The following is a 23549-nucleotide window of genomic DNA, read 5'->3' as shown; positions in this document are numbered from 1 at the left end:
CCAAGGACTTCGAGCGGGCGCTCGAGGAGACGGTGCGCTGGTACCTCGACAACGAGGCCTGGTGGCGTCCGATCCGCGAGGGTCGCTACACCGGCGAGCGCCTCGGCCTCGGCCTGGCCCCCAAGGAGGCCTGAACCGCGGATGTCGGATCCCATGGACATCCTCATCCTCGGCGGGGCCGGCCAGGTCGGCACCGAGCTGCAGGCCCCCGGCCTCTGGGGGGCGAACGTGCGCCTCCACGCCCCGACCCGCGGCGAGCTCGACATCACGGACGGGGCGGCACTCGCGGCGGCCCTCGGCCAGCGCGCCTACGCGGCGGTGGTCAACACGGCCGCCTACACCGCTGTCGACAAGGCCGAGAGCGACATCGCCGCCGCCTGGAGCCTGAACGCGGTGGCGCCGGCGCTGCTGGCCGCCGCCACGGCCCGGGCCGGCATCCCCCTCGTCCACGTCTCCACCGACTACGTCTTCGACGGGGCGGGCACGGGCGCCTGCACCCCCGAGACGCCGGTGAACCCGAGGAGCGTCTACGGCGCCAGCAAGGCGGCCGGCGAGATGGCGGTGCGCAGTGCCAACCCGCGCCACGCCATCATCCGCACCGCCTGGGTGGTGAGCCCGCACCGGGGCAACTTCGTCAAGACGATGCTGCGGCTCTCGGCCGAGCGCGACCGTCTCAGCGTGGTCGACGACCAGCACGGCAACCCGACCAGCGCGGGCGACCTCGCCGCGGGCCTGGCGGTCATCGCCCAGAGGCTCGCCACCGACCCGGGCGCGCCCACGGGCACGCACCACTTCGTCAATGCGGGCGCCACCACCTGGTGCGGCTTCGCCCGCGGTATCGTCGCGGCCGCCGCCCGGCGCGGGGGGCGGGACATTCCCGTCGACCCGATCCCCACTAGCGCCTTCCCGACCCCGGCCCGGCGCCCGGCCAACTCGCAGCTCTCGACCCAGAGCCTGGCGCAAGCCTACGGCCTGACCCCCCGGCCCTGGACCGAGGCGCTGGAGGACATCCTCGACCGGCTGATCGGACCCGGGCAGCAGCCCAAGGAGACACAGGCATGAAGGGCATCGTACTAGCCGGCGGCACGGGCACGCGCCTGCACCCGGCGACCCTGTCGATCAACAAGCAGCTTCTGCCGGTCTACGACAAGCCGATGATCTACTACCCGGTCTCGGTGCTGATGCTGGCGGGCATCCGCGAGATCCTGATCATTTCCTCGCCCGAGCACCTGGACAACTACAAGCGCCTGTTCGGCACGGGCGAGCAGTTCGGGCTGTCATTCACCTACGCGGTGCAGCCCCGCCCCGAGGGTCTCGCGCAGGCCTTCATCATCGGCGCCGAGTTCGTCGGCGACGACAGCGTCGCTCTTGTGCTCGGCGACAACCTGTTCTTCGGCAACGGCATGAGCGCGTTGCTCAAGCGCGCTCGCGAACGCACGACCGGCGCCACGGTGTTCGCCTACCACGTCGACAATCCGGCGGCCTACGGCGTCGTGACCCTGGACAAGGAGGGCCGTCCCCTGCGGCTCGTCGAGAAGCCGCCGGAGCCCGAGAGCCCCTGGGCGGTGACGGGGCTGTACTTCTACGACAACCAGGTGGTGGACATCGCCGCGGCCGTGAAGCCCTCGGCGCGGGGCGAACTCGAGATCACCAGCATCAACGAGGCCTACCTGGAGCGGGGCCAGCTGCACGTGGAGCGGATGAGCCGCGGCTATGCCTGGCTCGATACGGGCACGCACGACAGCCTGCTGGAGGCCTCCGAGTTCGTGCGCACCCTGCAGCACCGGCAGGGCCTGCAGGTGGCCTGCCTGGAGGAGATCGCCTACCTGCAGGGCTTCATCGGCCAGGAGCAACTCATCGCCCGCGGCAAGCTCTTCGCCAAGACCGCTTACGGCCAGAACCTCCTCAAGCTCGCCAAGGAAGATCCCGAAACCCTCCTGTCGCGCTGACACGACACACCCCGGGCTCGATCGCCTTCGGCACCGGACGGACGGCCCTCACGGGGCACCTTGGTTCCGCACGGCCGCAGGAGGGGGTCTCCCCGACGCGCGGCCGTTCGGCTATAGGAACGACCATGGACAATATCATCCGCCCGACCTTCGGCGCCCCGCGCCGACCGGAACAGCCCGATGCCCGGCGCGTCCAGGTTTTCACGCAGCGCGTCTACGGGGAGGCGAATGGCTGCCGGGTCTGTCTCGTCCACGACGCGGACGCCCCCGAGGGCGATGTCTACAAGGTCGTGGTGGGCTTCCTGTCCGACGACGAGGTCAGCACCGTGGCGATCCTGCCGGCGACGCCGGAAGGGGATACCGATTCCGAGATCGTAGCCTTGGCGATCCTGCGCACCCTTGCCATGCTCGAGACCGGCACGACACCACCCGGTACCGCCTGACTCGCTCCGCGGATCGCCGGTCCCCGCGATTACCCGGCGAACCACACTTGCGTCCTGCGGGAAAGCCATGCTATCGCCCCTCCACCGGAACGGACCGGGGCCGATCCAGGCCGGTGCGACGCACCGATCAGACGGAAACAACCGGATCCATCCTCGAGCCACGCGAGGATTTTGGGGGATAGTTTAACGGTAGAACAGTGGACTCTGACTCCTCTAGTCCAGGTTCGAATCCTGGTCCCCCAGCCACTGATTTAACTACTGCCAGCAACATCTAAGAGTGATTCGTTTCACACTTAAAGCTGGCGCGGCATCACAAAAAATTTGAGACAAGCTTTCCGGAGCCTTGGCTTAGCCATCTACGTAAATATACTTCGTGCAATATCTATTTGCACGCTTTGCTGTCAAATTTTATATTTCACAATTTAGTTCGACGCGGCGGGTGACTGTCCGGTCCCACGTATCGTCGGCCCCGCCGAATTGCAGATGCCGCCCCGACGGCGGTTCAGGTTCGGTCAGGCGGAGACCGCGATCCGACGTTCGATCCCGCGGTGTATCGATAAGATCGCGTGCTATGCTGCGGCACAGGCGCCATCGGCTCGGTTCTTTGATGAGTTCGGCGAACGATGGGGCGGACGCTGGCGAATTGCGCCGAAGGCCAGTTCGCGTCGCGATCTGCACGCAGGCTGCGGTCCGCTTCCGAGGCAGCCCTCGTAAATGTTTGTAAGAGCGGGCTGGGTCGGTGGGAGGCCGTCCGCTCTTCCACCAGGTCTATGTATCGTCGCCAAGGCGATCGACACAGCGAAGCCATGAAACTCGACGTTCGCACGGATTGCCGCGCCCGACCGCTTCGCTCTCGAGACAGTCCGATGCGCGGCAAGCCTTCTTCCTCAGAGGCGGACACCGGTTCGAGATCATGCTTTTGGCAGGAGCCTCTTCGACAACAGACAGACTTGACCACGCTGCCGCACTCAATCAGCTCGGTGCTCGGAGCCGTTGCATCAGCGCCAGCATCGTTGCCGCATCCGGCATCGGTACCAGGCTCGACACGGTTTGGCTCAAGCCCTCGACCGACGGGCCGCCGCGCCCCACGCTGCCGAGCTTGCCCCGGAAGCCGTGCTCGCTCCAGGCGAGTTCCTGCAAGTCCGGATCGGTGAGGGCCGCGACGAGGGGATCCGCCGCCGCGGCGAGGCTGATGATCGGGTGCGAGGAGGTCACGGTCGGCGCGGGGTAGAGCATGACTGGGCGGATCCTGGCACTCTTCAGTGCGCTCCAGCGCTCCGGGTTCGCGAGGATGAACTCGACGAGCTGGCTCTCGTAGGCGGCGATCAGTGGCTTCCCGCCCATTCCCTCCGTCAGGTAGCTGTTCCAGTGCGTGCCGCTGGACGCCTCCTTGTAGCCCATGCGTTCGAAGATCGTCGCGATCTTGTCGCCATCGCGGACTACAGATTCCGGACTGGCGACATCGCCCGAGAAGAGGTTGGCAAGAAGGGCGGCGAAGCTGAAGCCGGAGTTCGACTTCAGCGGATCGGTCGTCGTGACGATCACGCGGCCGTAGAGGTCCGGTACGCCGAGGTCCTTCCAGGACAGGCGCTTGACGATGGCCTCCATCAGCTCAGCCATCTTGACGATGTAGAAAGCGTTCTCGCGCCGCTCGACGTAGCCGGCTTTCTCCAACGCCTCGGCCACGGGGGACCAGCTGTAGATCACCAGCGGCGAGTTGAAGACGACGTCGTCGCGGCGCACCGGCAGGGCGTTGCGCCGGGCAAGCTGTGCCATCACCGAGCTTGCCGGCCAAAGCCATTGCGGCTCCTGCCGGGTGAGGGCAGCGTCGCTCACCATCTCGACCGAGCCGGCCCGGCGCGCGTCGAGGGTCAGGCCGTAGCGGCGCGAGAGCAGATCGCGCACCTTCGGATTCTTGACGAAGTCGAGCTTCTCGCCGCCGATGAAGCCCCACAGGGCGACCTGATCGGGGTTCGTACCGGTGATCAGCCCCTCGATCCTCCTGGGACCGACCAGGGCGACGCCGGTGGTGCCCGCGATGCCGCTGGCAAGCAGGCCGATGCCGAGGTTGCGGCGGTTCAGCGCCATGGCGAGGGCTCCGGCGCAGGACGGGATTTCGTGGACAGGTCCGGAGAACCGCGCTCCTCCGCGCGGATCGCATCGGCGAGCAGCTTCAATTCGACATCGAGGCCTTCGATCTCAGGCGCGCTGAGGCGGTCGGCGTGGCGGGCGAAGACAGTGTCGAGGCGTCCGATCAGCACCCCGGCGGCATCGAGCCGGGCGTGGTCGGGCCGGTTGGCCCCCTCCAGCACCCCGTAGCCCTCGCCGAGCCGCACCGCCGCTGGCAGGTAGTAGGTGAGAAGGCGCCGCACGCTCGACAGGCGCCTCGGCGTCCGCTCGACCTCGCCGATCACCCGCGCGGCGACGGTGTGGAGATGATCGAGGTCGCGGCGGGCGGACGGTTCGCGCACGGCGTGCGCAGCGGCGCGCAGGCGTGCGAGATCGACTTGTGCCGCCGTGAGGACTTCGCGGGCGAGGTCGAGCCCGGCCGTGTCGAGCGCCTTCCCATCGAGCGTCTTGCCATCGAGCGTCTTGCGGTCGAGCCCTTCGAAGAGCCCGCGCGGAGCGAAGGCGAGGCGCGTGCCGACGAAGATCAGGACCGCACCCGGCAGCGAGGCCCAGAGCGGCAGGCCGAACCCGAAGCTCGCCACCGGGGCAAAAATGCCGCCGGCGAGGCCGGCCCAGAGGTCGACCGATGAGCTCGGTGCGGAACGCCGGGGCACGCTCAATTGTAGCCCCGCACGGCACGGAACGCCTCTTGCAGCGAGGTGCGCCCATCGAAGACCCGTGCACGCGTGGCGTCGGCGAGGGTATCGAGCTGCGTCTTGTCGGCGTCGCCGAAGGTCACGCCGAAGACCGGGATGTCGGCTCCGGCATTGCGCCACGCGTCGAGAAAGTCCTGCTGGTAGTTCTCGCTACGCCCGTCCGTCATCAGGACGATCGCCGGGAGATAGCGGCCCGTGTCGGGTGTGTCGCGGATCTCCTGGAGGCCGGCCTTGGCACAGGCATAGATATTGGTTCCGCCGGTCGCATCGTTGCTCTCCACGGCACGGATCAGGGCCGGCGCGTCGGCCGTCGAGCCGCTGCCGCGGGTCACGCCGCGCACCCGGCTGTCGAACGGGATCACCGCGATCCGGTCGGCCGGTCCGTTCTGGACGAGGACGCGCGAGGCCTCCTCATGCGAGAGCACGAAGCGCATGGCCTTCTTCAGTTCGTCCTCGCCCGGGCCTCCCATGCTTCCCGAGAAGTCGAGGCAGTAAACCGTGAGCGAGGGCCGGCGCAGTGCCTCCTGGTAGAGGTCGAGCGCCGCGCGGACCACGGTGGGCTCCGGCATCCGGATCAGCGCGACCAGACGCGACGGGTCGTAGTTCCAGCTCGGATCGGGTACGGCGCCGCGCGCCTCGCCGACGGCGGGGCGCCGGCCGAGAGCGACGAGCCTTGTCTGGATCTCTGCCGAGAGCAGGTGCTTCTGCAGGGCGTCGAAGAAATTGCGCGCCGGCACGCCCTTGCCGCGGTCGACGAAGCCGAGGGGGGAATTCGCTGCCGCGACGCCGTCGCTCGGATAGATCGCGTAGAGCGGCTCCGCCCCGCGCCGCTTGAGCTCGGCATTGGTCTCGGCGAGCACGGCCTCGTAGTTCCACATCCCGTCATAGGCCGTGCCGCCCTCCAGGCTCTTGAAGTAGAGATCGGCGAGCCAGGCGCTCGAACCGGCCGTGCGAGCCGTGCCAGACAGCAACGTCTTGACCGTGTCCTGCATCCCCGGCGTCCTCAGATCCGCCAACGTGATCGCGTCCGGCGACCCGAGCGCCGCCGAGAGCATGGCGAGATAGGCGCCGGCGCCGGAATTCGACTGCGTGGCCGAGCTCGCCAGATAGCTCACATTCTTATCCCTGACTGCCTCGACGATGTCGCTCGTCGCCACCGGCCGGCCGATCCAGCCGAGCGCCTCGGCCTTGCTCCTGCGCAGGCCGAGAATCACCGGTGAACGCGCAATCGGCGTCAGGTCGCGGACGCGCTTGTCGCGGTCGAACAGCTCAATCCAGATCGCGTTGGCCGGCCAGACGGCGTCGAAGGCCGGAGGCTCGTTCGACAACGCGAGGCCGATATCGAGGGAGCCCTGATAGTCGAAGCGGCAGATCACACGCCGGGCCCGGCAGAAATCCTGGACGATCGGCTCCAGCGTTCGGTTCTCGGAGCCGGAAGCGATCACGAAGTCCAGTTGTGGGCCTGCGCAGGCGCCGAACGCCGACAGCAGGACGGCAGCGAAACCCTGGCGGAGGAGGCGCCTCACGCCGGGCGACCCAGCAGCGTGCGTTTCAATTCGCCTTCAATCCGCACGAGTTCGGTCTCGGCCGCCTGCCGCTTGGCGCGGCCGTCCCGCTGGATCGCCAGGACTTCGTCGATGGTGTCGATGAACTGCCGGTTCACGTGGGTCAGCGTCTCGATGTCGACGATGCCGCGCTGGACCTCGCGCTCGATGCCGGCCGTGCCCTGTCGCAGCTTCTCCGCGTTGGCGCGCAGCAGGGCGTTGGTGGTGTCCGAGACCTCGCGCTGCAGCTTCAGCGCCTCGTCCTGGCGGTGGAGCGCCAGCGCGATGGTCATGCCGTTCTTCCAGGTCGGGATCGTCGTGGCGATCGAGGATTGCAGCTTCTCAACCAGGGCAGCGTCCCCGTTCTGCACCAATCGAATCTGCGGCATGGTCTGCATCGCGATCATCCGGCTGAGCTTGAGGTCGTGGACCTTGCGCTCAAGCCGCTCGACGCTCTGGGCGAGGTCGGAGGCCTTCTGGGCGACGAGTTGCCCCTCGATGCCGTCCCCGGCCGCCCTCGCCTCCGCTTCGAGGGCGGGAATCTGGTCCCGGCGCGCCTCCTCCACGATCTCGGTGCCGGCGACGATGTAGGCTTCGAGCTCGCGCATCTGTGCGAGGTTGCGGTCGAACAGCCCGTCGAGCATCGCGATGTCCCGGCGCAGGTCGTCGCTGCGGCGTTCGAGCTCCAGGGAGATCCGGTCGACCTGCGCGGCCAGCGACGAGAATTTTTCCTTGAAGCGCAGCACCTTGGCTTTTGCCCCGCCCCAGAGCCTGTCGAGGAGGCCCGCCTTGCCGAGGGAACCCGGGTCGAGGCTGTTCACCTTCACGATCATGTCGGAGAGGAGCTCGCCGACAGCCCCCGAATCCTTGTTCATGGTGTCGCGCAGGATCGCGTCGGCGAAGGCGGCGACGCCGCGCTGGGCCTGGTCGCCATAGGTCGTCAACGCAGAGCGGTCGTCGAGCTTGATCTCCCGGCGAATCCTCTGGACGAGGGCCGGATCGGTTTCCACCGCGCGGGGCGCGTTCGCCACGCCCTCACGATCGTGGGATCGAAGCTGCACTTGGTCGATCACTCATATCTCCCAGCTTGGCCGCGATGCTCGCAAACGCTGCATCTCGTGCCGGAGGAGCGCGGCGCACAGCCTCTGGCGGTGAACCCGGATTGCGGCGCACGGTCGTGTGTCGAACTCGATCGCCTCTCGATCTGATGAATGTTTGATGACAGCGATATGACACGAAGGATGCGCGCTCGAAATCGAACTCAACCAGACGGATCATCCTCACTGCTGGACACCCGGACAACCACCTCATCAGGCAGCGCGACCGAAGCCGCGCGTTTATGGCGGCGGATGGTCGACGGCGTCCGGTTCCCTGCACGTTCGAGGTGGTCGGTTTCCACCCGTCGACCTCCAAGAGCGGTCCCCGCTACATCCGATCGTCGATCTCGGCTGAGCGCTCCACCACCCGCCCTTGGGGTGTCCTTCATCCCGACGCCGGACGGTGGCAGGTACCGTCCATTCGCATCCGGACTGGGATTGCCCCGGTTTGGTGGACAACCGAGACCGCTTTCGCGTGAGGTGTATGTCCAGTGCCTAAGAGCCGTCCCCCATACCCCGCCGAGTTCCGCCGACCGATGATCGAGTTGGTCCGCACCGGCCGTGATCCGAACGATCTGGCGCGCGAGTTCGAGCCCTCGGCGCAGGCCATCCGCAACTAGGTGGCCGAGGCCGACCGCAGCGAAGGACGGCGTGATGCGAAGCCACCGCCCGCCGACCCCGGCCTGACAACGGTCGAGCGCGATGAGCTCGTCCGGCTGCGTCGGGAGAACCGACAACTGAAGCTGGAGCGCGAACCGAAGGTCAGCGAAGCAAATATCCTCTCGCGCGCGACGCATGGCGGACGCAGCCCTGCTCAAGCGAATCCGCGCCGCCCCCTTGGGTCGCCCCTGCGATCAAGCGTGCGCGGGAGCTCTGCCGATGGCGTCACCGATCAGTCGACGCGGGAGATCCGCGCAGCGAGCCAGGATCCGCGAGAGCGGTGAGCGCCACAGGCCGTATCCGTCGTCGCACAGCGGATCGTTCACCACGGGGCTGCCGTCACCGCCGACGAGAACGTTGCCGATATTCGGGTCGAGCCCCTGCGGCGACACGGCCCGCAAGTCGGCGACATAGGCTTCGTATCCGGGCCACGCCGCCCTGAACGCTTCGCGGATGCCGTCGAAGCTCGGATGATCGACCCGGGGCTCATGCGCCGGCCATTCCACCTTGAACCGGTCGCGCACGCCTTCATCCATCGCAACGCCCGGATGGTCCGCGATGACGGCGTGCGCATAGGCCAGCCACCACGCGTCGCGCGCAGGATCGGTGAGACGCGAGCCGACGGTCATCAGCGCGCCGCAGCGGCTGACATGCATGTCGTGGACACGCGGCGCATGTGGTCCATCGGAGCCCGGAAAACCTTTGCGAAGCAGCGCCGCATAATCGCCGAACCCGTCCGCCTTGCGGGCAAAGCGCACGACGACGTCCGGATGGTTCGGATGCGCATGGACGGTACCATGGTACCCGAAACCGATTTCGGACCAGCCAGTGGCGATGAGTCCGGCATAGGCCTTCGTGGATGACCGTTCGACGATGCCCAGGGCGGAAAGCGAGGGACTGGACGTCGTGTCCTGATTCTTGAACCTGAACATCGCAGCCACTCCTTCCTGCCACGCGACGACCCGACGCGACGCGTCCACAGCAGCCGCACGGATGCGGTGTGGAGGACGGACCGGACGGGCTGGTCCGGCGAAGGTCGAGATGACCCAGTCGATGTCGGGGGGCAGCGTGATGCGTGTGTCACGCCGCTGTCATGGAATGACCCGAGCCTTCGGAAAGTTCAATCCCTACGGAAGCGTAAATCGACCGTCGTGGATCATGAGCCGTTCCGGTCCATGGCCCGGCGGAGGTCGACCATCCCGGCCAGCAGCGTCCGAGCCAGGCCCCGATCCGCTTCGCTCAGGCCGAAATCCGCGCGCGGCCGGACGTGACGACCCCGGTGGACGGGGCCAACCTCGACGTCGTCGAGGACGAGGTAGTCCGTGATGCGATTCCGGGTCGCGTGCTCGGCGATCTCGTCGCCGCGCCCGGCGCGCTCGGCGGAGAGCATACCGCCCGTCGTGGCATCTTTGCTCGTCGGCAGGATGGCTGTGCGCCAGTCGGGGTGAAAGCAGGTCTCGGGAAGGCCGGCCTCGACCAGGGTCGGGCGGCAATCGTCGACGCGCCAGGTCGAAGAGACGACCACCTTGGCGTCGAACTCCCTCACCAAGCCGGCGACGATGGCGACCTGGGCCGGGTTGAGCTTGTCCTTTCCGGCCTGCCGCTGATAGCCGACCGTCGTCACAACGCCGTCCACGTCGAGGTAGACCGTCAGCGGTGCGGTGCCTCGATGCTCATTCAAAAGGCCAACCTCGTTTGGTGCGGCAACCCTGCCTCCGCCGCGGACGCCTACAATGCGTCGCTGCAACCGTCCAGCATGCGGATGAAGGGCCCCCCCGAGCGCGGGCGCTGGAGCGCTCAGCCGAGATCGACGATCGGCCGTGGCAGGGTCAGCTCTCGAAAATCGACGGGCCAAATCCGGCCCAAGAGCGTCGAACAGGCCACTTTGCAGCGTTCCCGGAAGCGGCCATTCGCTGATGAAACGTTCCGAAGCTTCTCACGCAGCGCCGAGACGACAGTGCCGGCGCACCAACCAGCAACGGCGGCGTTCCAGGGCGATGGCGATCGTCAGGACTTGAGGTGCCGGAACATGTTGGCGCGGGCCTCGTCGTCCATTTCTGGCTTGAAGGCGAAGCGGTCCTTGAGACCGACCGCACGCGCGGCAGCCGGACGGGCGGCGATCTCATCGTGATGCCGCTTGAGATGGGGCAAGGCCGCCCAGGCCGTCTCACCGAGGACGAAGGGGATCATGCGGGCCCATCCCCAGGCACTCATATCCGCGATGGAATACGCATCGCTCACCAGATAGCGGCGCTGCGCGAGGTGTGCGTTCAGCACGTCGTAGTGACGGCGCGCCTCGAAGCTGTAGCGCGCCTGAGCATAGGGGACCTGTTCCGGTGCGAAGTGCCGGAAATGGACCGCCTGGCCGGAGAACGGCCCGACGCCCGTCGCGACGAACATCAGCCAGGACAGGAGTTGCGCCCGGTCGCCGCCCGAGGACGGCAGGAATCGTCCGGTCTTCTCGGCGAGGTAGAGCAGGATGGCATTGCTGTCGAAGATCACGTCCGCGTCGTCCACGAGAACCGGCACCTTCCCGTTCGGATTGAGGGCCAGGAAATCCGGCGCGAACTGATCCCCCTTGCGGGTGTCGATCGGGATGGGCTCGTAGGGCAATCCGAGTTCCTCCAGCAGCAGCGCGACCTTCGTTGGATTCGGAGAGCCGTTGAAGAAGAACTTCAGCATTGTACAAACCCTTGATGGATATTCCTTGGATCTGTCGACATCCGGCGATCCAAGCGTGATCTCGTTATAGCCCGGAAAACCAGTTGTAGCCCTGGTCTTCCCAGTAGCCGCCCGGATAATCGTTCGTCACCGTGATGGCCATGATGTGCTTCGGGTTCTTGAACCCGAGCTTCGTCGGAATACGCAACTTGACGGGGAAGCCATACTTCGGTGGCAGAGGCGCGCCGGCGTAATCCAAGGCCAGGATCGTCTGGGGATGAAGGGCGCTCGGCATGTCGATGCTCGTCCAATAGTCGTCGCCGCAGGCGAAGCGGACGTAGCGTGCCGTCGTGTCGGCCCCGATCCGTTCGAGGAAGGTCCGCAACGGGACGCCCGACCATTGCCCGATGGCGCTCCAGCCCTCCACGCAGACGTGGCGGGTGATCTGCGCTTCCTGCGGCAGGGTCCTCAGGCGACGAAGTGTCCACGGCGCCTTGTCGGAGATGAGACCGGCGAGTTCGAGTTTCCAGGTGGCGCCGTCGATCACCCGAATCTTGCTTGCCGGATAATAGGCATTGAAGGGGAAGTCTGGAGTGATGTCCGCGACATCGAAGGTCGGGGCCAGACGCGTGCCCCCGAAGAGGGCGCCCTGGACGCGATCGTTCAGCCGCGAGATTCCACCGAGGACGCTTTCCACCTGCGGATTGTCGGAGATGTCGCAGCCGCCGAGGGCGAGGCTCCCGGCCGCGATGAGGCCGCCGCGCAGGAACAGGCGGCGATCGGCCCGGATCGGCTGCGTCTCGGGCATCGCGAGATCGGGCCGTGGACGGCGGAGAAGGCGATCGAGGGGCTTCATGGCTTCACCACGCGGTTGCGGCCGAAATGGATCTCACGGCCGATGATCATCGTCGGCAGCGTCCTTGGGACCAGGAGCACGAGGGCGAGGTGCACCACGACGAAGCCGGCGATGCCCGCCATGGCGAGGAAATGGACGATCCGCGCCGTATCGTAGCCGCCCATCAGGGCCGTCAGAGGCGCGAACTGGACCGGCTTCCAGATCGCGAGGCCGGAGAGAACGATGACGATCCCGATGAGCAGGACCGCCACGTAGAGTAGGCGCTGCACGGCGTTGTAGACGCCCGGGTCGTGGGGGAGCCGGAACCTCAGGGCCGCGACGAAATCATGTGCGATCTCGCGCGGTCGCAGGGGTGTGAGGCGCCGGCGCAGGTGCCCCGAAACCAGACCGTAGGTCAGGTAGACGAGACCGTTGGCGACGAGGAGCCACATCCCCGCGAAATGCCATTGGAGAGCCCCGCCGAGCCAGCCGCCGAGGGTGATGCCCTTCGGGAAGGCCCAGTCGCCGAAGATCGGCGAGGCGTTGTAGATGCGCCATCCGCTGGTGATCATGATCAGCATGGCCAGGGCGTTCACCCAATGGGTGATCCGCACGACGAGGGGGTGGATCGGGCGCTCGGCCCGCGACGGAGGGGCGTGCATCGGAGCCTTCCTGGGGTTGCTGACGTGACGAACGGCCCGCCCGAGGACCCTGTCGGCCTCAGGCGGGATCGCGCCCGACGAGGACGGGCGCCGGGGCGGTGAATTCGGGGAAGAAGCGTTTGAGGTCGCGCACCTTCGCGGCATCGTTGGCGACGATGTAGGGGTGGGCGGGATGCAGGGCCATGAAGTCCTGGTGGTAGGCTTCGGCCGGGTAGAACGCCGCGCCCGGCTCGATCCGGGTGGCGACCGGGGCGCCGTAGACCTTGGCGGCGTCGAGTTGCGCGATGTAGGCGCCGGCCACGCTGCCCTGCTCGGCATTCGCGGGGAAGAGCGCAGAGCGGTATTGCGGGCCGTGATCCGGTCCCTGCCGATCGACCTGCGTCGGATCGAGGGCGACGGAGAAGAAGACCCGGAGCAAGGTATCGTAGGAGACCACGCGCGGGTCGTAGGTCACCCGAACCGCCTCGGCGTGCCGCGTGCGTCCACTGGACACGGCCTGGTAGTTCGCGCTCGCGTCGTCCCCGCCGGCATAGCCCGACACGGCCTGGGTGACCCCGCGAACGTTCTGGAACACCCCCTGCACGCCCCAGAAGCATCCCCCGGCGAACACCGCGCTCTGAAGCCGGGCGGGTTCACGCGCAGGTGTCGCGGCGGCCGGCAGACGCCGACTCGCTTCCTCGGCACCGGCCCCGACCGTCATGGCGAGGCCGAAGCCGAGCAGGGTCAGGGCTCCGCCGACGAGCGCCGCGTTGAGGCGCGTGCGATGGAGGGGAACGGTCGCGGGCTTGGTAATCGTGGACATGGAGAGGGTCCTTTTCGGGACGGGGAGGCGTGATCGGTCAGGCGGGCTCGAAGCGCAGCGCGACGCCGTTCATGCAGTAGCGAAGCCCCGTGGGGGCGGGTCCGTCGGCGAAGACGTGGCCGAGATGCCCGCCGCAGCGGCGGCAATGCACCTCCGTCCGGCTCATTCCCAGGCTGGAATCCACCGTCGTTCCCACGGCCTCCGCAAGAGGGGCAGTGAAGCTCGGCCAGCCGGTTCCGCTCTCGAACTTCGCGCTGGAGGCGAAGAGCGGCTGATCGCAACCGGCGCAGACGAAGCGACCGGCGCGCTTCTCGGCGTCGAGTGGGCTCGAGCCGGCGCGTTCGGTGCCGTGTCGACGCAGGACCGCGTAGGCGGCGGACCCGAGCTGCGCCCGCCAGGCGGCCTCGCTCTTCACGACGGCGAAGGTCGCGGCCGCGGCACGGTCGCCGGCCAGGGTCCCTCCGGCAGCGCGAAGGAACGTCAGGATGCCGAGCGCCGAGACGCCGGCCGTGAGGATCTGTCTGCGGTCCATGATGCCGAGTTCCTTGCCGAGTTCCTTGAACTGTCGTTCGCCGTCCGGGCCGAGCCGGTTACAGGCCGGGCTTGCGATGCGACCCTTGCGGCCCGGCATTTCTATCGAGAAGGCGCCCACCGAGGAGACCGTTCAGGCCGACGACGATGAGGACGGCCACGAGGTGAACCAGCAGGTCCGTCGCGGTGGCGTCGTGCGGATGAAATGGCACCAGCAAGGCCGCGGCCGCCGCGGCTGCGGCGAGTCCCCCGAGGGCCGCCGTGAGATTGGGGCGGAGCGGACAGGCCCGCCGCAGCATCAGCACCAGCAGGACGGACAGCGGCAGAGAGACCCCCATCAGGAACACGAAGCACCCCCGCATCTCCTCCGGCTCAGCGAGGTTGGCGGCTGGCGCAAGCCAACCGCGAAGGCAGCCGAGCCCACTGGCGCCGAGCCAGAGGACGAGCGGGGGAAGCGGCAGCCAGGACCAAGCCGCGCTTCGGCCGGGCACGCTGCTCTGGAAGGCGGCAAGGGCGGCCGCGATGGCCGTGAGAAATGCGCCCAGGGCCGCCCAGTGCAGGTCCGGCACGGCGAGGCGCGCCCGCAATCCCGAAAGATCGGACATCGGCACGAGGAGCAGTCCCACCGTGAGCACCGCTCCGGACCAGATCAGGGTCCGGCGTCCTGGGCTCGGAAGCCGGCGGACCGGGGTGAGCGATTGGGCCAGATCCTCGACGAGGTCGTGGGTGGACGGGACGTGAGTGGATCGGTCGTGAGTGGCCGGATCAGGCATCCGTACCCTCCTTACGGGATGTGAGAGAGATGCGCAGGGCCTTGAGACCGCGATGGAAATTGACCTTGAGCGCACCCTTGGTCCGCCCGGTGAGCGTCGATGTCTCGTCGAGGGACAATTCGCGCAGGGCGATGTGCTCGATCGCCTCCCGCTGTCCTTCGGGGAGATGCGCGATGGCAGCGGCAAGACTCGTTGCGCGCTCGCGACGCTCCAGGTCGTCACCCGGCATGGGACCGTCGTCGGCACGCGCCTCATAGGCGAGCGGCTCGTGGACTTCCTGCGGACGACGCCCCCTGCGGCGCAGCGCGTCGATGGCCCGCCGCTGTGTGATGGCGCGCAACCAGGGCAGGAACGGCCGGGCCGGATCGTAGGTCGCCCGCGCCCGATGGAGGGTGAGCAGGGTGTCCTGCACCACGTCGTCGAGGGCTGCTCCCTGAACTCCCTTGGCCCGTGCCATCGCGGAGATCACCGGCACGCAATCCCGCAGGAGCGCCCGGTAAGCCGCGGCATCGCCGACCTGCGCCGCCTGCATCGCAGCGGACAGGGACGCCTCGCCGGACAATGCCGCTGATTGAACAGGCATGGGAGCAGGGTTTCCGGACGCAGCGGGGAGAGCCGGCGAGAAACCCGGCCTGAAGAACGGGCGGCCCGGAAGGCCGACCCGCACCGTCCGCATGAGGCCGAACTTACTTCTTCATGGAGTCCTTGGCCATCGAGTCCTTAGCCATGGAATCCTTGGCCATAGAATCCTTGCTCATCCCGTCCTTCTTCATGCTGTCCTTGGCCATGGAGTCCTTCGCCATGCTGTCCTTAGCCATCGAGTCCTTCGCCATGCTATCCTTGGCCATGCTATCCTTGGCCATGGAATCGACGGCATAAGCCGGAGCCCCGGAGACGGCGGTGGCGAGGACGAGCGCAGCGGCGACGCGGAAGAGAGTGCTCATGTGAGGTTATCCTTCTGGGCTGTACCGAACATCTTGGCGGTACTGGACTGTGTTTCGGTAGGACATCGACGACGGTTACAGGTCAGGGCGAAAATTCCGTCGTGATCTTGTTTGCATTCTCGCGCTCCGCCCGCACGATGGCAGCCCGCATCGTTGCCGGCGTCAGCAATTCCGGCAGGGCTTCTCCGCGGGGCAGACCGGGCCCGTAGACGGCCACGAGCGGAATCCCGAAACGTCCGAAGCGGCGCAGGAACGCGAGGATGGCCGGGTCGGCCTGGGTCCAGTCCGCCCGCATCGCGACCGTGTCGGGCGCCGACAGGCGCGCACGGTTTTCCGCGCGATCGAGGGTGGTGACATCGTTGAGCCGGCAGGTCAGGCACCAGGATGCCGTCACGTCCACGACGACGACCTTGCCCTCCGCCACCAGGGCCGGGATCGCCTCGGGGGCGAAGGCGCGCCAGGGTCCGCCCTCCGTCCGAGCAACCGGGGAGGGTCCGAAGCCGGACGGCCACATCGTGACGGGGACGAGCGCGAGGACGAGGGCCGCCGTGACGAGGCCTCGGCGACGATCGGGAACGCGCGTCCGTCGACCCAGGGCGAGCCAGCCGAGGAGCAGGGCCAGGATGCCCGCCAACCCCATCGCCCGAGAGATGCCGGCCACCTCGGCAAAGACCGTCATCAGCCATATGGCCGTTCCGAGGAGCAGAAGGCCGAACCCGACACGAAGCCGAATCATCCAGCGCCCCGGTCGCGGCAGCAGGCGCGTCCATCCCGGCTTCAGCGCGAGGAGCGCGAAGGGGAGCGCCATTCCGAGGCCGAGCGTCGTGACGACCAGCAGGATGTCGGCATGCCCCCGGGTCAACGCGAAGCCCACTGCGCTTCCGACGAACGGGGCCGAGCAGGGCGTGGCCAGCAGGGTGGCGAAGGCGCCGGTGAGGAAGGCCTCCGACAGGCGGCCGGACCCGCGCAGTGATCCGAGTGCGGCGATCGGACGGGGCAGCCCGATGGTAACCCACTCGAACAGGCTCGCGGCCAACAGCGCCGTGAGCAGGGCCATGCCGGCGAGAAACCAAGGCGCCTGGAACTGGATGCCCCAGCCGATACTGGCGCCCGAGGCCTTCAGGACGATCAGAACCAGGGCGATGGCAAGGAAGGACGCGACAATGCCCGCCGCCGTGGCGAGGAGTTCGGCCCGAACGCCGCGACCATCCGCTCCGGCTGCCCGCGTCAACGCGAAGGCCTTCAGGGACAGGACCGGCAGGACGCATGGCATCGCATTGAGGACGAGACCTCCGAGCAGGGCTGTCGCCAGGATGGCGAGCCAGGCACCCCAGCCGATGTCATCCATGGGCGGAATCGTGAATTCGGCGCTGCGCAGGCCGTCGACAAAGGTGACGCGGAGATCGGTATCCGCGATGTCCGACGGCAGCCTCAGGGCGAGCCGGGCCCTGTGGCCGCCGTCGGACAGGACAACCGCCGGAGGGGCGCTGACGGCCCCCTTCGGCCCCTCGACGAACACGTCCGGCGCCATGAAGGCGCGGCGTTCGCTGGTCACCCGCAGGACCAGGCGCCGATCGTCCGGTGGTCCCTCGCGGGCCTGCCCGACGACGGCGAGACCCGCAGCCTCCGGGGAGCCAGGGATGCGTGCGCGCGCGGCATCGATCAGTTCCGCTTCCGCCGAGGGGCGATCCGGTCCCGCCGGCAGCGCGAGGTCGAGGGTCGCGCGGTAGGGCACGCAGACCTCGCCGCAGACCGCGTGCACGAGGCGCAGATGAAGGTGCGCGGCTCCGTCGCCGCGCCGCGCGAACCGCAGGGGCAGGACGGTGCCGGATTCGTACACGAACGTCTGAAGGTCGCCGACGGCGAGGCGTCGCGGCGCGGGCCAGGCGATGGAGTCGAGCACGCCCCCCTCCGACCCGCTCCCGTCGAAGGTCGGGGCGAGGCCGGCATCGCCCGGGCTGCGCCACGCCCCGTGCCAGCCATCACCGAACCGAAACTCGAGGGCTGCCTCGACGAACGATCCCGGGCTCGCGGTGTCCGTGGCCGTCACGAGCCGCACCGCCGCCCTGTCGTCCCCGATCCACGCGGTGGATGCCGCACGCGCCGGAAAAGCTCCGAAAAGGAAAAGGACAAAGCACGCGAGCAGGCTTCGCCGAACGGGATCGGGCAGGACCATCGTCAGGCGCTCGCGCGGAGCAGGCGCCGGCCGGACCCGGCTCCGGCCCCCGACAGCAGCGCCACTGCGAGCGCGTGCAGGGCGAGGTCGTTCAGCGCCATCGCGAAAGGGTGGAAAAGACCCAGGATCGAAGCCGCGGCGGAGGCCGCCGCGAGACCCGCGAGGCCGCCGCTCAGGGATGGATGAAGGGCGTAGCCGCCCTTCAGGATCGCGGCGAGGAGCAGCGCGAACGGAACCCCGAGCCCCAGGATGAACCCGACGCAGGCGCAGGCGTCCGACAGGGAGATCGGCACCTCGTGCTCCGCGCCCGCTCCGGAGACACTCGCCCCGATCCAGAGCGCGAGGCTCGGCGCGGGCAGAAGGGCCCAGCGCGGGTCACGGTCGGGCAGCGTCGCCAGGATCGCGGCGGCCGCCGCCGTAATGGCTGTGGCGATCGATCCGACGGCCGCCAGAACGAGGGCCGGGTCTGCGGCGTGGCGGGAAAGCGCCCCCCGCAGGTCGGCGACCGCCGCGAGGCCGGCGCCGGGGAGGGCGACGACGAGGACCCAGCCGAGCACGCGCCGGAGCGGTGAGCCCAGAGGCCGTACCGGGACGAGCCCTCGGGCCATCCTGTCGATCAATCGCGTATGCGGCGAGCCGGCGGGCATCGGCGCCTTGTCCCGGAAGGCCATCGCTTAAGCGCCCGGCGCAAGGCGTGCGGCACCGAGGATACGGCCGTCCGATTGCTGCACGATCACGGCGGCATCCTGGCCGGCCGGCACTGCCTCGCTGAACTGCATGGGCTCGCCCGACCAAGTGCCGAGGATGCGCAGCGAGCGCACGACATTGGCCTGTGCGAGGGTGCGTCCGCTGTTCTCGCCCCGTGCCACCGGGGAGCGCAGAGACCGGTCGAAGCCGACGAGGATGACCCGGGCGCTGCCCTTGCCGGACCCGACCGTCACGGCGATGCGGCCGTTGCGGCGTGCGACGGCGATCTCGGTTCCGGTCTCCATCTCGGCCCGGGCTGCCGCGATGGCAGAGGCGGCCTCCGCACGGCGCGATCCCACCACACTCCTGCGGCCCTCGATCACGAGCTGCGGTGTGAAACTCCCCTCGCCGAGATGTCCCGCGTAGGTCGCCTGCCTCTCGGTCGCACCCGCGAAGGACGCCGTATCCTTCCAACCGAGATCGTCCCAATAGGTGACGTGGAATCCCAGCGCCAGGAGGTCGTCCCGACCGGCCAGTTCGCCGAGGAGCGCCTCCGCCGGCGGGCAGGACGAACATCCCTGCGACGTGAAGAGCTCGACCACCACGGGCCGGGCCAGCGCGGGGCCGGACACGAGCATGACCGGCGCCAGGGCGAGGAGAAATGACGTGAGGCGGGACGACATGGCGTGCTCCGGAACGATGCGGGATATCCGTCATTCGTCGGAGCCGAGGCCTGGTTACAGGCCTTCTATGATGCGGGAAATCTTGGCGTGCCTCACAAAACTCCTGCCGCGCGGCATGTTCTCGCCCTCGACACGCCTGCGCAACGAGATCTGTGACCGGTTCGCGGCAGGGACCTGACTTCGACGAGTAAGAAATTCTCCCTCTTCACGGAGGCCGGGAAGAAATCATTCGCCCCGGCGATGCCTGACTGAAACTTCTCCGTACCGCGGCCCGTAACGATCGATGACCTCGCATGACGGGGCCGACAATCGGAGTTACGCATGACACGCATGTTCAAGGTCGCAAGCCTCACCGTCGCCATGGCACTCACCGGCGCCGGCGCGTTCGGCACGGCGGCCCAGGCGGCGCAGGAGAAGACGGTGATGGTCGGCGGCGCGCCGATGTACCCGTCGAAGACCATCGTCGAGAACGCGGTCAACTCGAAGGACCACACCACCCTCGTCGCCGCGGTCAAGGCCGCCGGTCTCGTCGAGACGCTCTCGGGCAAGGGTCCGTTCACGGTGTTCGCGCCCACGAACGCCGCCTTCGCCAAGCTGCCGGCCGGCACGGTCGACACGCTGGTGAAGCCCGAGAACAAGGCGACGCTCACCAAGATCCTGACCTACCACGTCGTGGCCGGCACCATGACGGCGGCCGATCTCCAGAAGGCGATCAAGGCCGGCGGTGGTAAGGCCATGCTGAAGACGGTCGAGGGCGGCAGCCTGACCGCCGAGGAAAAAGGCGGCAAGATCGAGCTCGTCGATGGCAAGGGCGGCATGTCGACCGTCACGATCGCCGACGTGATGCAGTCGAACGGCGTCATTCACGTGGTCGATACCGTCCTGATGCCGAAGTAATCCTGATACCAAAGTAGTTCTGATACCGAAGTAAATTTCGCGCTTCGCCGCATATCGAAGCTGTCCGGATCCCGTCCGGGCAGCTTTCTTGTGTCGAGCGCCTGAATGTCAGTGATGCGGAAGAGGGTGCCCCGACCGAAAGATTCATGGTGGGCGCGTAACCGAGTCGGGTAACGTGGCGAAACCCGATGGTGGCCGCGCGCCGAAACTCTTGGTGCCGAAACTCTTGGTGCCGAAATTCTTGGCGCCGAAATTCTTGGCGCCGAAACTCTTGCCCGCGGAAGATCTCGAAGGCGAAAAGGATGCTCGGCGATGCCTGCGCACCACGCCCGAACCGACATCGAAGCCGGCCCGGGCCCGCAGACGGGTCAGGCCGAGGCGAGCGTGTCAGTTCCGTTTCGCTACGCCGACGTGCCACGTCTCACGCGATTTGCCGACGTCCTCGACGAAACCCGCTACGTCCCGGTGCCGGACACGTGGTGGATCGCCCTATGCGACGTGGTGATGTCGACCCGGGCCATCGAGGATGGGCGCTATCGGTCCGTGAATATCGCCGGTGCCGCCCTGATCACGGCCGTCAAGAACGCCCTTCCTGGCGCCGACCTGGCATTCGTCTTCGGCGGCGACGGTGCGACCCTTCTCGTCCCGCCCGAAGATCGCGACACGGTCGCGACGGTGCTGTCCGAGACGGCGACATGGGTGCGCGAGGCGCACGCGCTCAATCTGCGCGTTGCGCTGATCCCGGTTTCGGCGGTGCGTGAGGCCGGCCGGGACCTGCGCATCGCGCGCTACGCGGCCTCTGCCCATGTCGACTACGCGATGTTCTCGGGCGGCGGTGTCGCCTACGCGGACAGCGCGATGAAGCGCGGTCTCCACGCCATCCCGGCGGCTCCGGCCGGTGCGAAACCCGATCTCACCGGCCTGTCCTGTCGGTTCGAGGCCGTATCCGCCCGGGATGGCCTGGTCCTGTCCCTGATCGCCCTGCCCGAAGAGGGGGCGGATCCGGAAGCCGTCCTTGCCACCCTCGGCGCCATCCTGGCCGAGGTGGATGCGAGCCCCGGCATGGGGCGCCCTCTGCCGGAATCGGGACCACCGATGCGGCCGCCCTGGTCGGGCCTCGCCGCAGATGCACGGGCGGAAGGGACGCTGGCGGGCTCGCGGCTCCTGCGCGGGGCGGCGATGTTCGTGACGCGCGGCGCCGCCTTCGCGCTGTTCAGTCTCGGCCTGCCGTTCGGCCGCTTCTCGCCGCGCCGCTATCGACGGCGGCTCGCCGCCAATGCGGATTTCCGGAAGTACGACGACGGGCTCCGCCTCACCGTGGCCTGTCCGGTCGCCACGGCGGATCGGATCGAGGCCCGCCTCGCCCTCGCACAAGAGGCGGGTTTGGTGCGCTACGGCGTCCACCGGCAGGATGCCGCGGTCGTGACCTGTGTGAGTCCCTCGGTCCTGCGCGATGACCACATCCATTTCGTCGACGGTGCCGATGGCGGCTACGCGCGGGCGGCCGCCATGCTCAAGCGACGGTCATGACGGGACCGGAGATTCCGTTCCTCGACGGATTGGACGTCGAGGCCGTTACCGCGGTGCGCGCGCGCATGGTCCCGGTCTCGGTGGCCGGAGGCAGCACGCTGTTCGCGCAGGGCGAAGCCGGGGACGCGCTCTACACCCTGGTCTCCGGTGCCATCGGGATTTCCGCCGATGCCACCATGGACTCGCCCCGTCGGATCGCTCGCCTGCGTCCGCCCGAAAGTTTCGGCGAGATGGCCCTGCTGTCGACGGCCCCTCGGTCGGCTACGGCCACGGCCCTTCGCGATTCGAGTCTGCTGCGATTGACGCGGGCAGATTTCGAAGAGGTGGTCGAACACCATCCACGGATGCTGCTCTACTTCGCGCGGCTGCTCACGGAGCGGATGCGTGCCGCCCAGGCGGGGGAGGGGGTCCGCCACACACCACGCAGCTTCGCCGTGCTCGCCGTGACCGAGGGGCTCGACGCCGCCGCCTTCGGGCAGGCCCTGGCCGGCGCCTTCGACGCCACGAAGACCGGGACCACGGGATGCCTCACCCGCTGGCCGGATGGGGCCGACGAGGCATGGTTCCACGACTACGAAAGCCGTCACGCCCGTACGATCTTCGTGGCGCACGAGGTCGGCTGTCCGTGGTGCCGCCTGTGCCTGCGCCACGCGGACCATGTCCTGCTGCTGGCCGAACCCGGGCGGCCGCCCCGCCCCGGGGCGGCCGCTTGGCTCGGGAGCCTCAGATCGGACTGGATCCGGATGGATCTCGCCGTCCGGCAGGACACGGATGCGGTTCTGCCCCGTAGCCTTCACCCGGACGTCGCCGCGTTGCCGGCCGCCCTACGCATCCCGGTGCGAGCCGGCAACGTCGACGATCTGCGCCGGCTCGCGCGGCTCGCGAGCGGCACGGCGCGCGGCCTCGTCCTCGGTGGCGGCGGTGCGCGCGGGCTCGCCCATCTCGGCGTGCTGCGGGCCCTGGACGAGGCCGGCTGCGCTCCCGACTTCGTCGGCGGCACCAGCATGGGCGCGGTGGTCGCGGCAAGTCTCGCGATGGGATGGAGCCTCGAACGAATCCGCGCGCGGACCCTCGACTTCTTCGTCGGCCACAATCCCCTCAACGACTACACGCTGCCCTATCATGCGCTGACCCGCGGCGCGAAGGTCGATGCGGGCCTGGCCGCATGGTTCGGCGGCGCACGGGTCGAGGATCTCTGGCTTCCCTTCCTCTGCGTCTCCTCGAACCTGACGACGGGCTCGGCGATGATCCATCGCTCCGGGGACCTGCCGGGAGCCTTACGCGCCAGCATCGCGATCCCGGGCCTGCTCCCGCCGGTCTGCACCGCGGAAGGCGTCCTGGTGGATGGAGGCATGATGAACAACCTGCCGGCCGACGTGCTGGCGGGCCTGGAGCGGGGACCGGTGCTCGCCATCGATGTCGGCAGCGACCGCGCCTTCGGCGACATGCCGGCGCGCTCCTGGCGCGGCCGCCTGATCCGGCGCATGCTCGGCGCTCCCGACGCCATGCCGGGCATCGCGCCCCTGCTGCTGCGGGCGGCGACGGTGTCGGGCGATGCGCAATCGATGATGGCGGTGGGCCACGCCGCCGCCCTGCTCAAGCCGCCGCTGGCCGGCATCGACCTGCGGGCCTGGTCGAGCTTCGAGGCGATCGCCGAGATCGGCTACCGCCACACCAGGGAGGCGATCGCCGAAGGCCGGTTGCGGGCTTGGGCGAGGGGCGACGGCCTGCGCCGGACATGAGTGCGGCGGGGAAGACCGGTGCGCAGGCGCACCCAGCCGGAGGCTCGGCATGTAACCCTTGGGTGCGTCGCGGCGATTACCTTGCATCGCAACAGACACATCGAGGAC

Annotated in this window: 23 protein-coding genes, 1 tRNA gene and 1 pseudogene; 8 read left to right on the top strand and 17 right to left on the bottom strand. The window is 68.3% G+C overall.

Annotated features, from left to right (window positions below):
• The 5 genes and pseudogenes from MFF30_RS01865 to MFF30_RS01845 all read left to right on the top strand — a co-directional run.
• Positions 1-134, top strand: a pseudogene (locus MFF30_RS01865) (dTDP-glucose 4,6-dehydratase); the annotation flags it as partial.
• 19 nt (positions 135-153) lie between these two features.
• Complete coding sequence (gene rfbD / locus MFF30_RS01860; RefSeq protein WP_238275831.1) at positions 154-1062, top strand: dTDP-4-dehydrorhamnose reductase; 909 nt, start codon at positions 154-156, stop codon at positions 1060-1062.
• Complete coding sequence (rfbA, locus tag MFF30_RS01855) at positions 1059-1949, top strand: glucose-1-phosphate thymidylyltransferase RfbA (RefSeq protein ID WP_238275829.1); 891 nt, start codon at positions 1059-1061, stop codon at positions 1947-1949. The genes rfbD and rfbA overlap by 4 nt, the downstream gene beginning before the upstream one ends.
• A 125-nt stretch (positions 1950-2074) precedes the next feature.
• Positions 2075-2392 carry a hypothetical protein gene (locus MFF30_RS01850; protein WP_238275828.1) on the top strand — a complete coding sequence of 106 codons (318 nt, stop codon included), beginning with the start codon at positions 2075-2077 and terminating at the stop codon, positions 2390-2392.
• Positions 2393-2564: 172 nt separating this feature from the next.
• Positions 2565-2638: transfer RNA gene (locus MFF30_RS01845), tRNA-Gln, on the top strand.
• A 726-nt stretch (positions 2639-3364) separates the two neighbouring features.
• Here the strand turns inward: MFF30_RS01845 and MFF30_RS01840 are convergent.
• From MFF30_RS01840 to MFF30_RS01760, 17 genes are all read right to left on the bottom strand, one after another.
• Entirely contained in the window at positions 3365-4480 is a 1116-nt protein-coding gene (locus MFF30_RS01840) for a substrate-binding domain-containing protein (RefSeq protein WP_238275826.1), read from the bottom strand.
• Positions 4471-5175 carry a 5-bromo-4-chloroindolyl phosphate hydrolysis family protein gene (locus MFF30_RS01835; protein ID WP_238275824.1) on the bottom strand — a complete coding sequence of 235 codons (705 nt, stop codon included), beginning with the start codon at positions 5173-5175 and terminating at the stop codon, positions 4471-4473. The genes MFF30_RS01840 and MFF30_RS01835 overlap by 10 nt, the downstream gene beginning before the upstream one ends.
• Positions 5176-5177: 2 nt before the next feature.
• Entirely contained in the window at positions 5178-6743 is a 1566-nt protein-coding gene (locus tag MFF30_RS01830) for a vWA domain-containing protein (protein WP_238275818.1), read from the bottom strand.
• A complete protein-coding gene (locus MFF30_RS01825) occupies positions 6740-7834 on the bottom strand; it encodes a toxic anion resistance protein (protein ID WP_238275817.1) in 1095 nt (364 codons plus the stop codon). Before MFF30_RS01825 ends, MFF30_RS01830 begins: the two co-directional genes overlap by 4 nt.
• A gap of 878 nt (positions 7835-8712) precedes the next feature.
• Positions 8713-9450: a hypothetical protein gene (locus tag MFF30_RS01820; protein WP_238275815.1), complete on the bottom strand. Its 738-nt coding sequence runs from the start codon at positions 9448-9450 to the stop codon at positions 8713-8715.
• A gap of 224 nt (positions 9451-9674) precedes the next feature.
• On the bottom strand, positions 9675-10199 hold the full coding sequence (locus MFF30_RS01815; protein WP_238275813.1) for an HAD domain-containing protein: 525 nt from the start codon (positions 10197-10199) through the stop codon (positions 9675-9677).
• A 326-nt stretch (positions 10200-10525) separates the two neighbouring features.
• The gene (locus MFF30_RS01810) at positions 10526-11200 is read right to left on the bottom strand and encodes a glutathione S-transferase family protein (RefSeq protein WP_238275811.1); all 675 of its coding nucleotides are present in this window, start codon (positions 11198-11200) and stop codon (positions 10526-10528) included.
• Positions 11201-11264: 64 nt separating this feature from the next.
• Positions 11265-12035 (bottom strand): molybdopterin-dependent oxidoreductase, encoded by a 771-nt coding sequence (locus tag MFF30_RS01805; RefSeq protein ID WP_238275809.1) that lies wholly within the window; start codon positions 12033-12035, stop codon positions 11265-11267.
• Positions 12032-12676 carry a cytochrome b/b6 domain-containing protein gene (locus MFF30_RS01800; RefSeq protein WP_238275808.1) on the bottom strand — a complete coding sequence of 215 codons (645 nt, stop codon included), beginning with the start codon at positions 12674-12676 and terminating at the stop codon, positions 12032-12034. Before MFF30_RS01800 ends, MFF30_RS01805 begins: the two co-directional genes overlap by 4 nt.
• Before the next feature lie 58 nt (positions 12677-12734).
• On the bottom strand, positions 12735-13478 hold the full coding sequence (gene msrA / locus MFF30_RS01795; protein ID WP_238275806.1) for a peptide-methionine (S)-S-oxide reductase MsrA: 744 nt from the start codon (positions 13476-13478) through the stop codon (positions 12735-12737).
• A 37-nt stretch (positions 13479-13515) separates the two neighbouring features.
• Positions 13516-14010, bottom strand: coding sequence for a peptide-methionine (R)-S-oxide reductase MsrB (msrB, locus tag MFF30_RS01790; RefSeq protein WP_238275854.1), 495 nt, complete (start codon positions 14008-14010; stop codon positions 13516-13518).
• Between the two features lie 58 nt (positions 14011-14068).
• Entirely contained in the window at positions 14069-14782 is a 714-nt protein-coding gene (locus MFF30_RS01785) for an NrsF family protein (protein ID WP_238275805.1), read from the bottom strand.
• Positions 14775-15365 (bottom strand): sigma-70 family RNA polymerase sigma factor, encoded by a 591-nt coding sequence (locus tag MFF30_RS01780; protein ID WP_238275794.1) that lies wholly within the window; start codon positions 15363-15365, stop codon positions 14775-14777. The genes MFF30_RS01785 and MFF30_RS01780 overlap by 8 nt, the downstream gene beginning before the upstream one ends.
• Positions 15366-15468: 103 nt before the next feature.
• Positions 15469-15726: a pentapeptide MXKDX repeat protein gene (locus MFF30_RS01775; protein ID WP_238275792.1), complete on the bottom strand. Its 258-nt coding sequence runs from the start codon at positions 15724-15726 to the stop codon at positions 15469-15471.
• An 82-nt stretch (positions 15727-15808) separates the two neighbouring features.
• The gene (locus MFF30_RS01770; protein ID WP_238275790.1) at positions 15809-17785 is read right to left on the bottom strand and encodes a protein-disulfide reductase DsbD family protein; all 1977 of its coding nucleotides are present in this window, start codon (positions 17783-17785) and stop codon (positions 15809-15811) included.
• Positions 17786-17904: 119 nt separating this feature from the next.
• Entirely contained in the window at positions 17905-18510 is a 606-nt protein-coding gene (locus tag MFF30_RS01765) for an NrsF family protein (protein ID WP_238275788.1), read from the bottom strand.
• A gap of 66 nt (positions 18511-18576) precedes the next feature.
• The gene (locus MFF30_RS01760) at positions 18577-19272 is read right to left on the bottom strand and encodes a DUF1223 domain-containing protein (protein ID WP_238275778.1); all 696 of its coding nucleotides are present in this window, start codon (positions 19270-19272) and stop codon (positions 18577-18579) included.
• Between the two features lie 330 nt (positions 19273-19602).
• Between MFF30_RS01760 and MFF30_RS01755 the strand changes: the two genes are divergently transcribed.
• The 3 genes from MFF30_RS01755 (at position 19603) to MFF30_RS01745 (ending at position 23441) form a co-directional block, all read left to right on the top strand.
• Complete coding sequence (locus MFF30_RS01755; RefSeq protein ID WP_373320823.1) at positions 19603-20169, top strand: fasciclin domain-containing protein; 567 nt, start codon at positions 19603-19605, stop codon at positions 20167-20169.
• A gap of 312 nt (positions 20170-20481) precedes the next feature.
• Positions 20482-21699: a DUF3095 domain-containing protein gene (locus MFF30_RS01750; RefSeq protein WP_238275774.1), complete on the top strand. Its 1218-nt coding sequence runs from the start codon at positions 20482-20484 to the stop codon at positions 21697-21699.
• Positions 21696-23441: a patatin-like phospholipase family protein gene (locus MFF30_RS01745; RefSeq protein ID WP_238275772.1), complete on the top strand. Its 1746-nt coding sequence runs from the start codon at positions 21696-21698 to the stop codon at positions 23439-23441. The genes MFF30_RS01750 and MFF30_RS01745 overlap by 4 nt, the downstream gene beginning before the upstream one ends.
• Positions 23442-23549: the final 108 nt, after the last annotated feature.

Source organism: Methylobacterium goesingense (genome assembly GCF_022179225.1).
Taxonomy (GTDB): Bacteria; Pseudomonadota; Alphaproteobacteria; order Rhizobiales; family Beijerinckiaceae; genus Methylobacterium; species Methylobacterium goesingense.
This window is presented reverse-complemented; position numbering and strand designations above follow the sequence as displayed.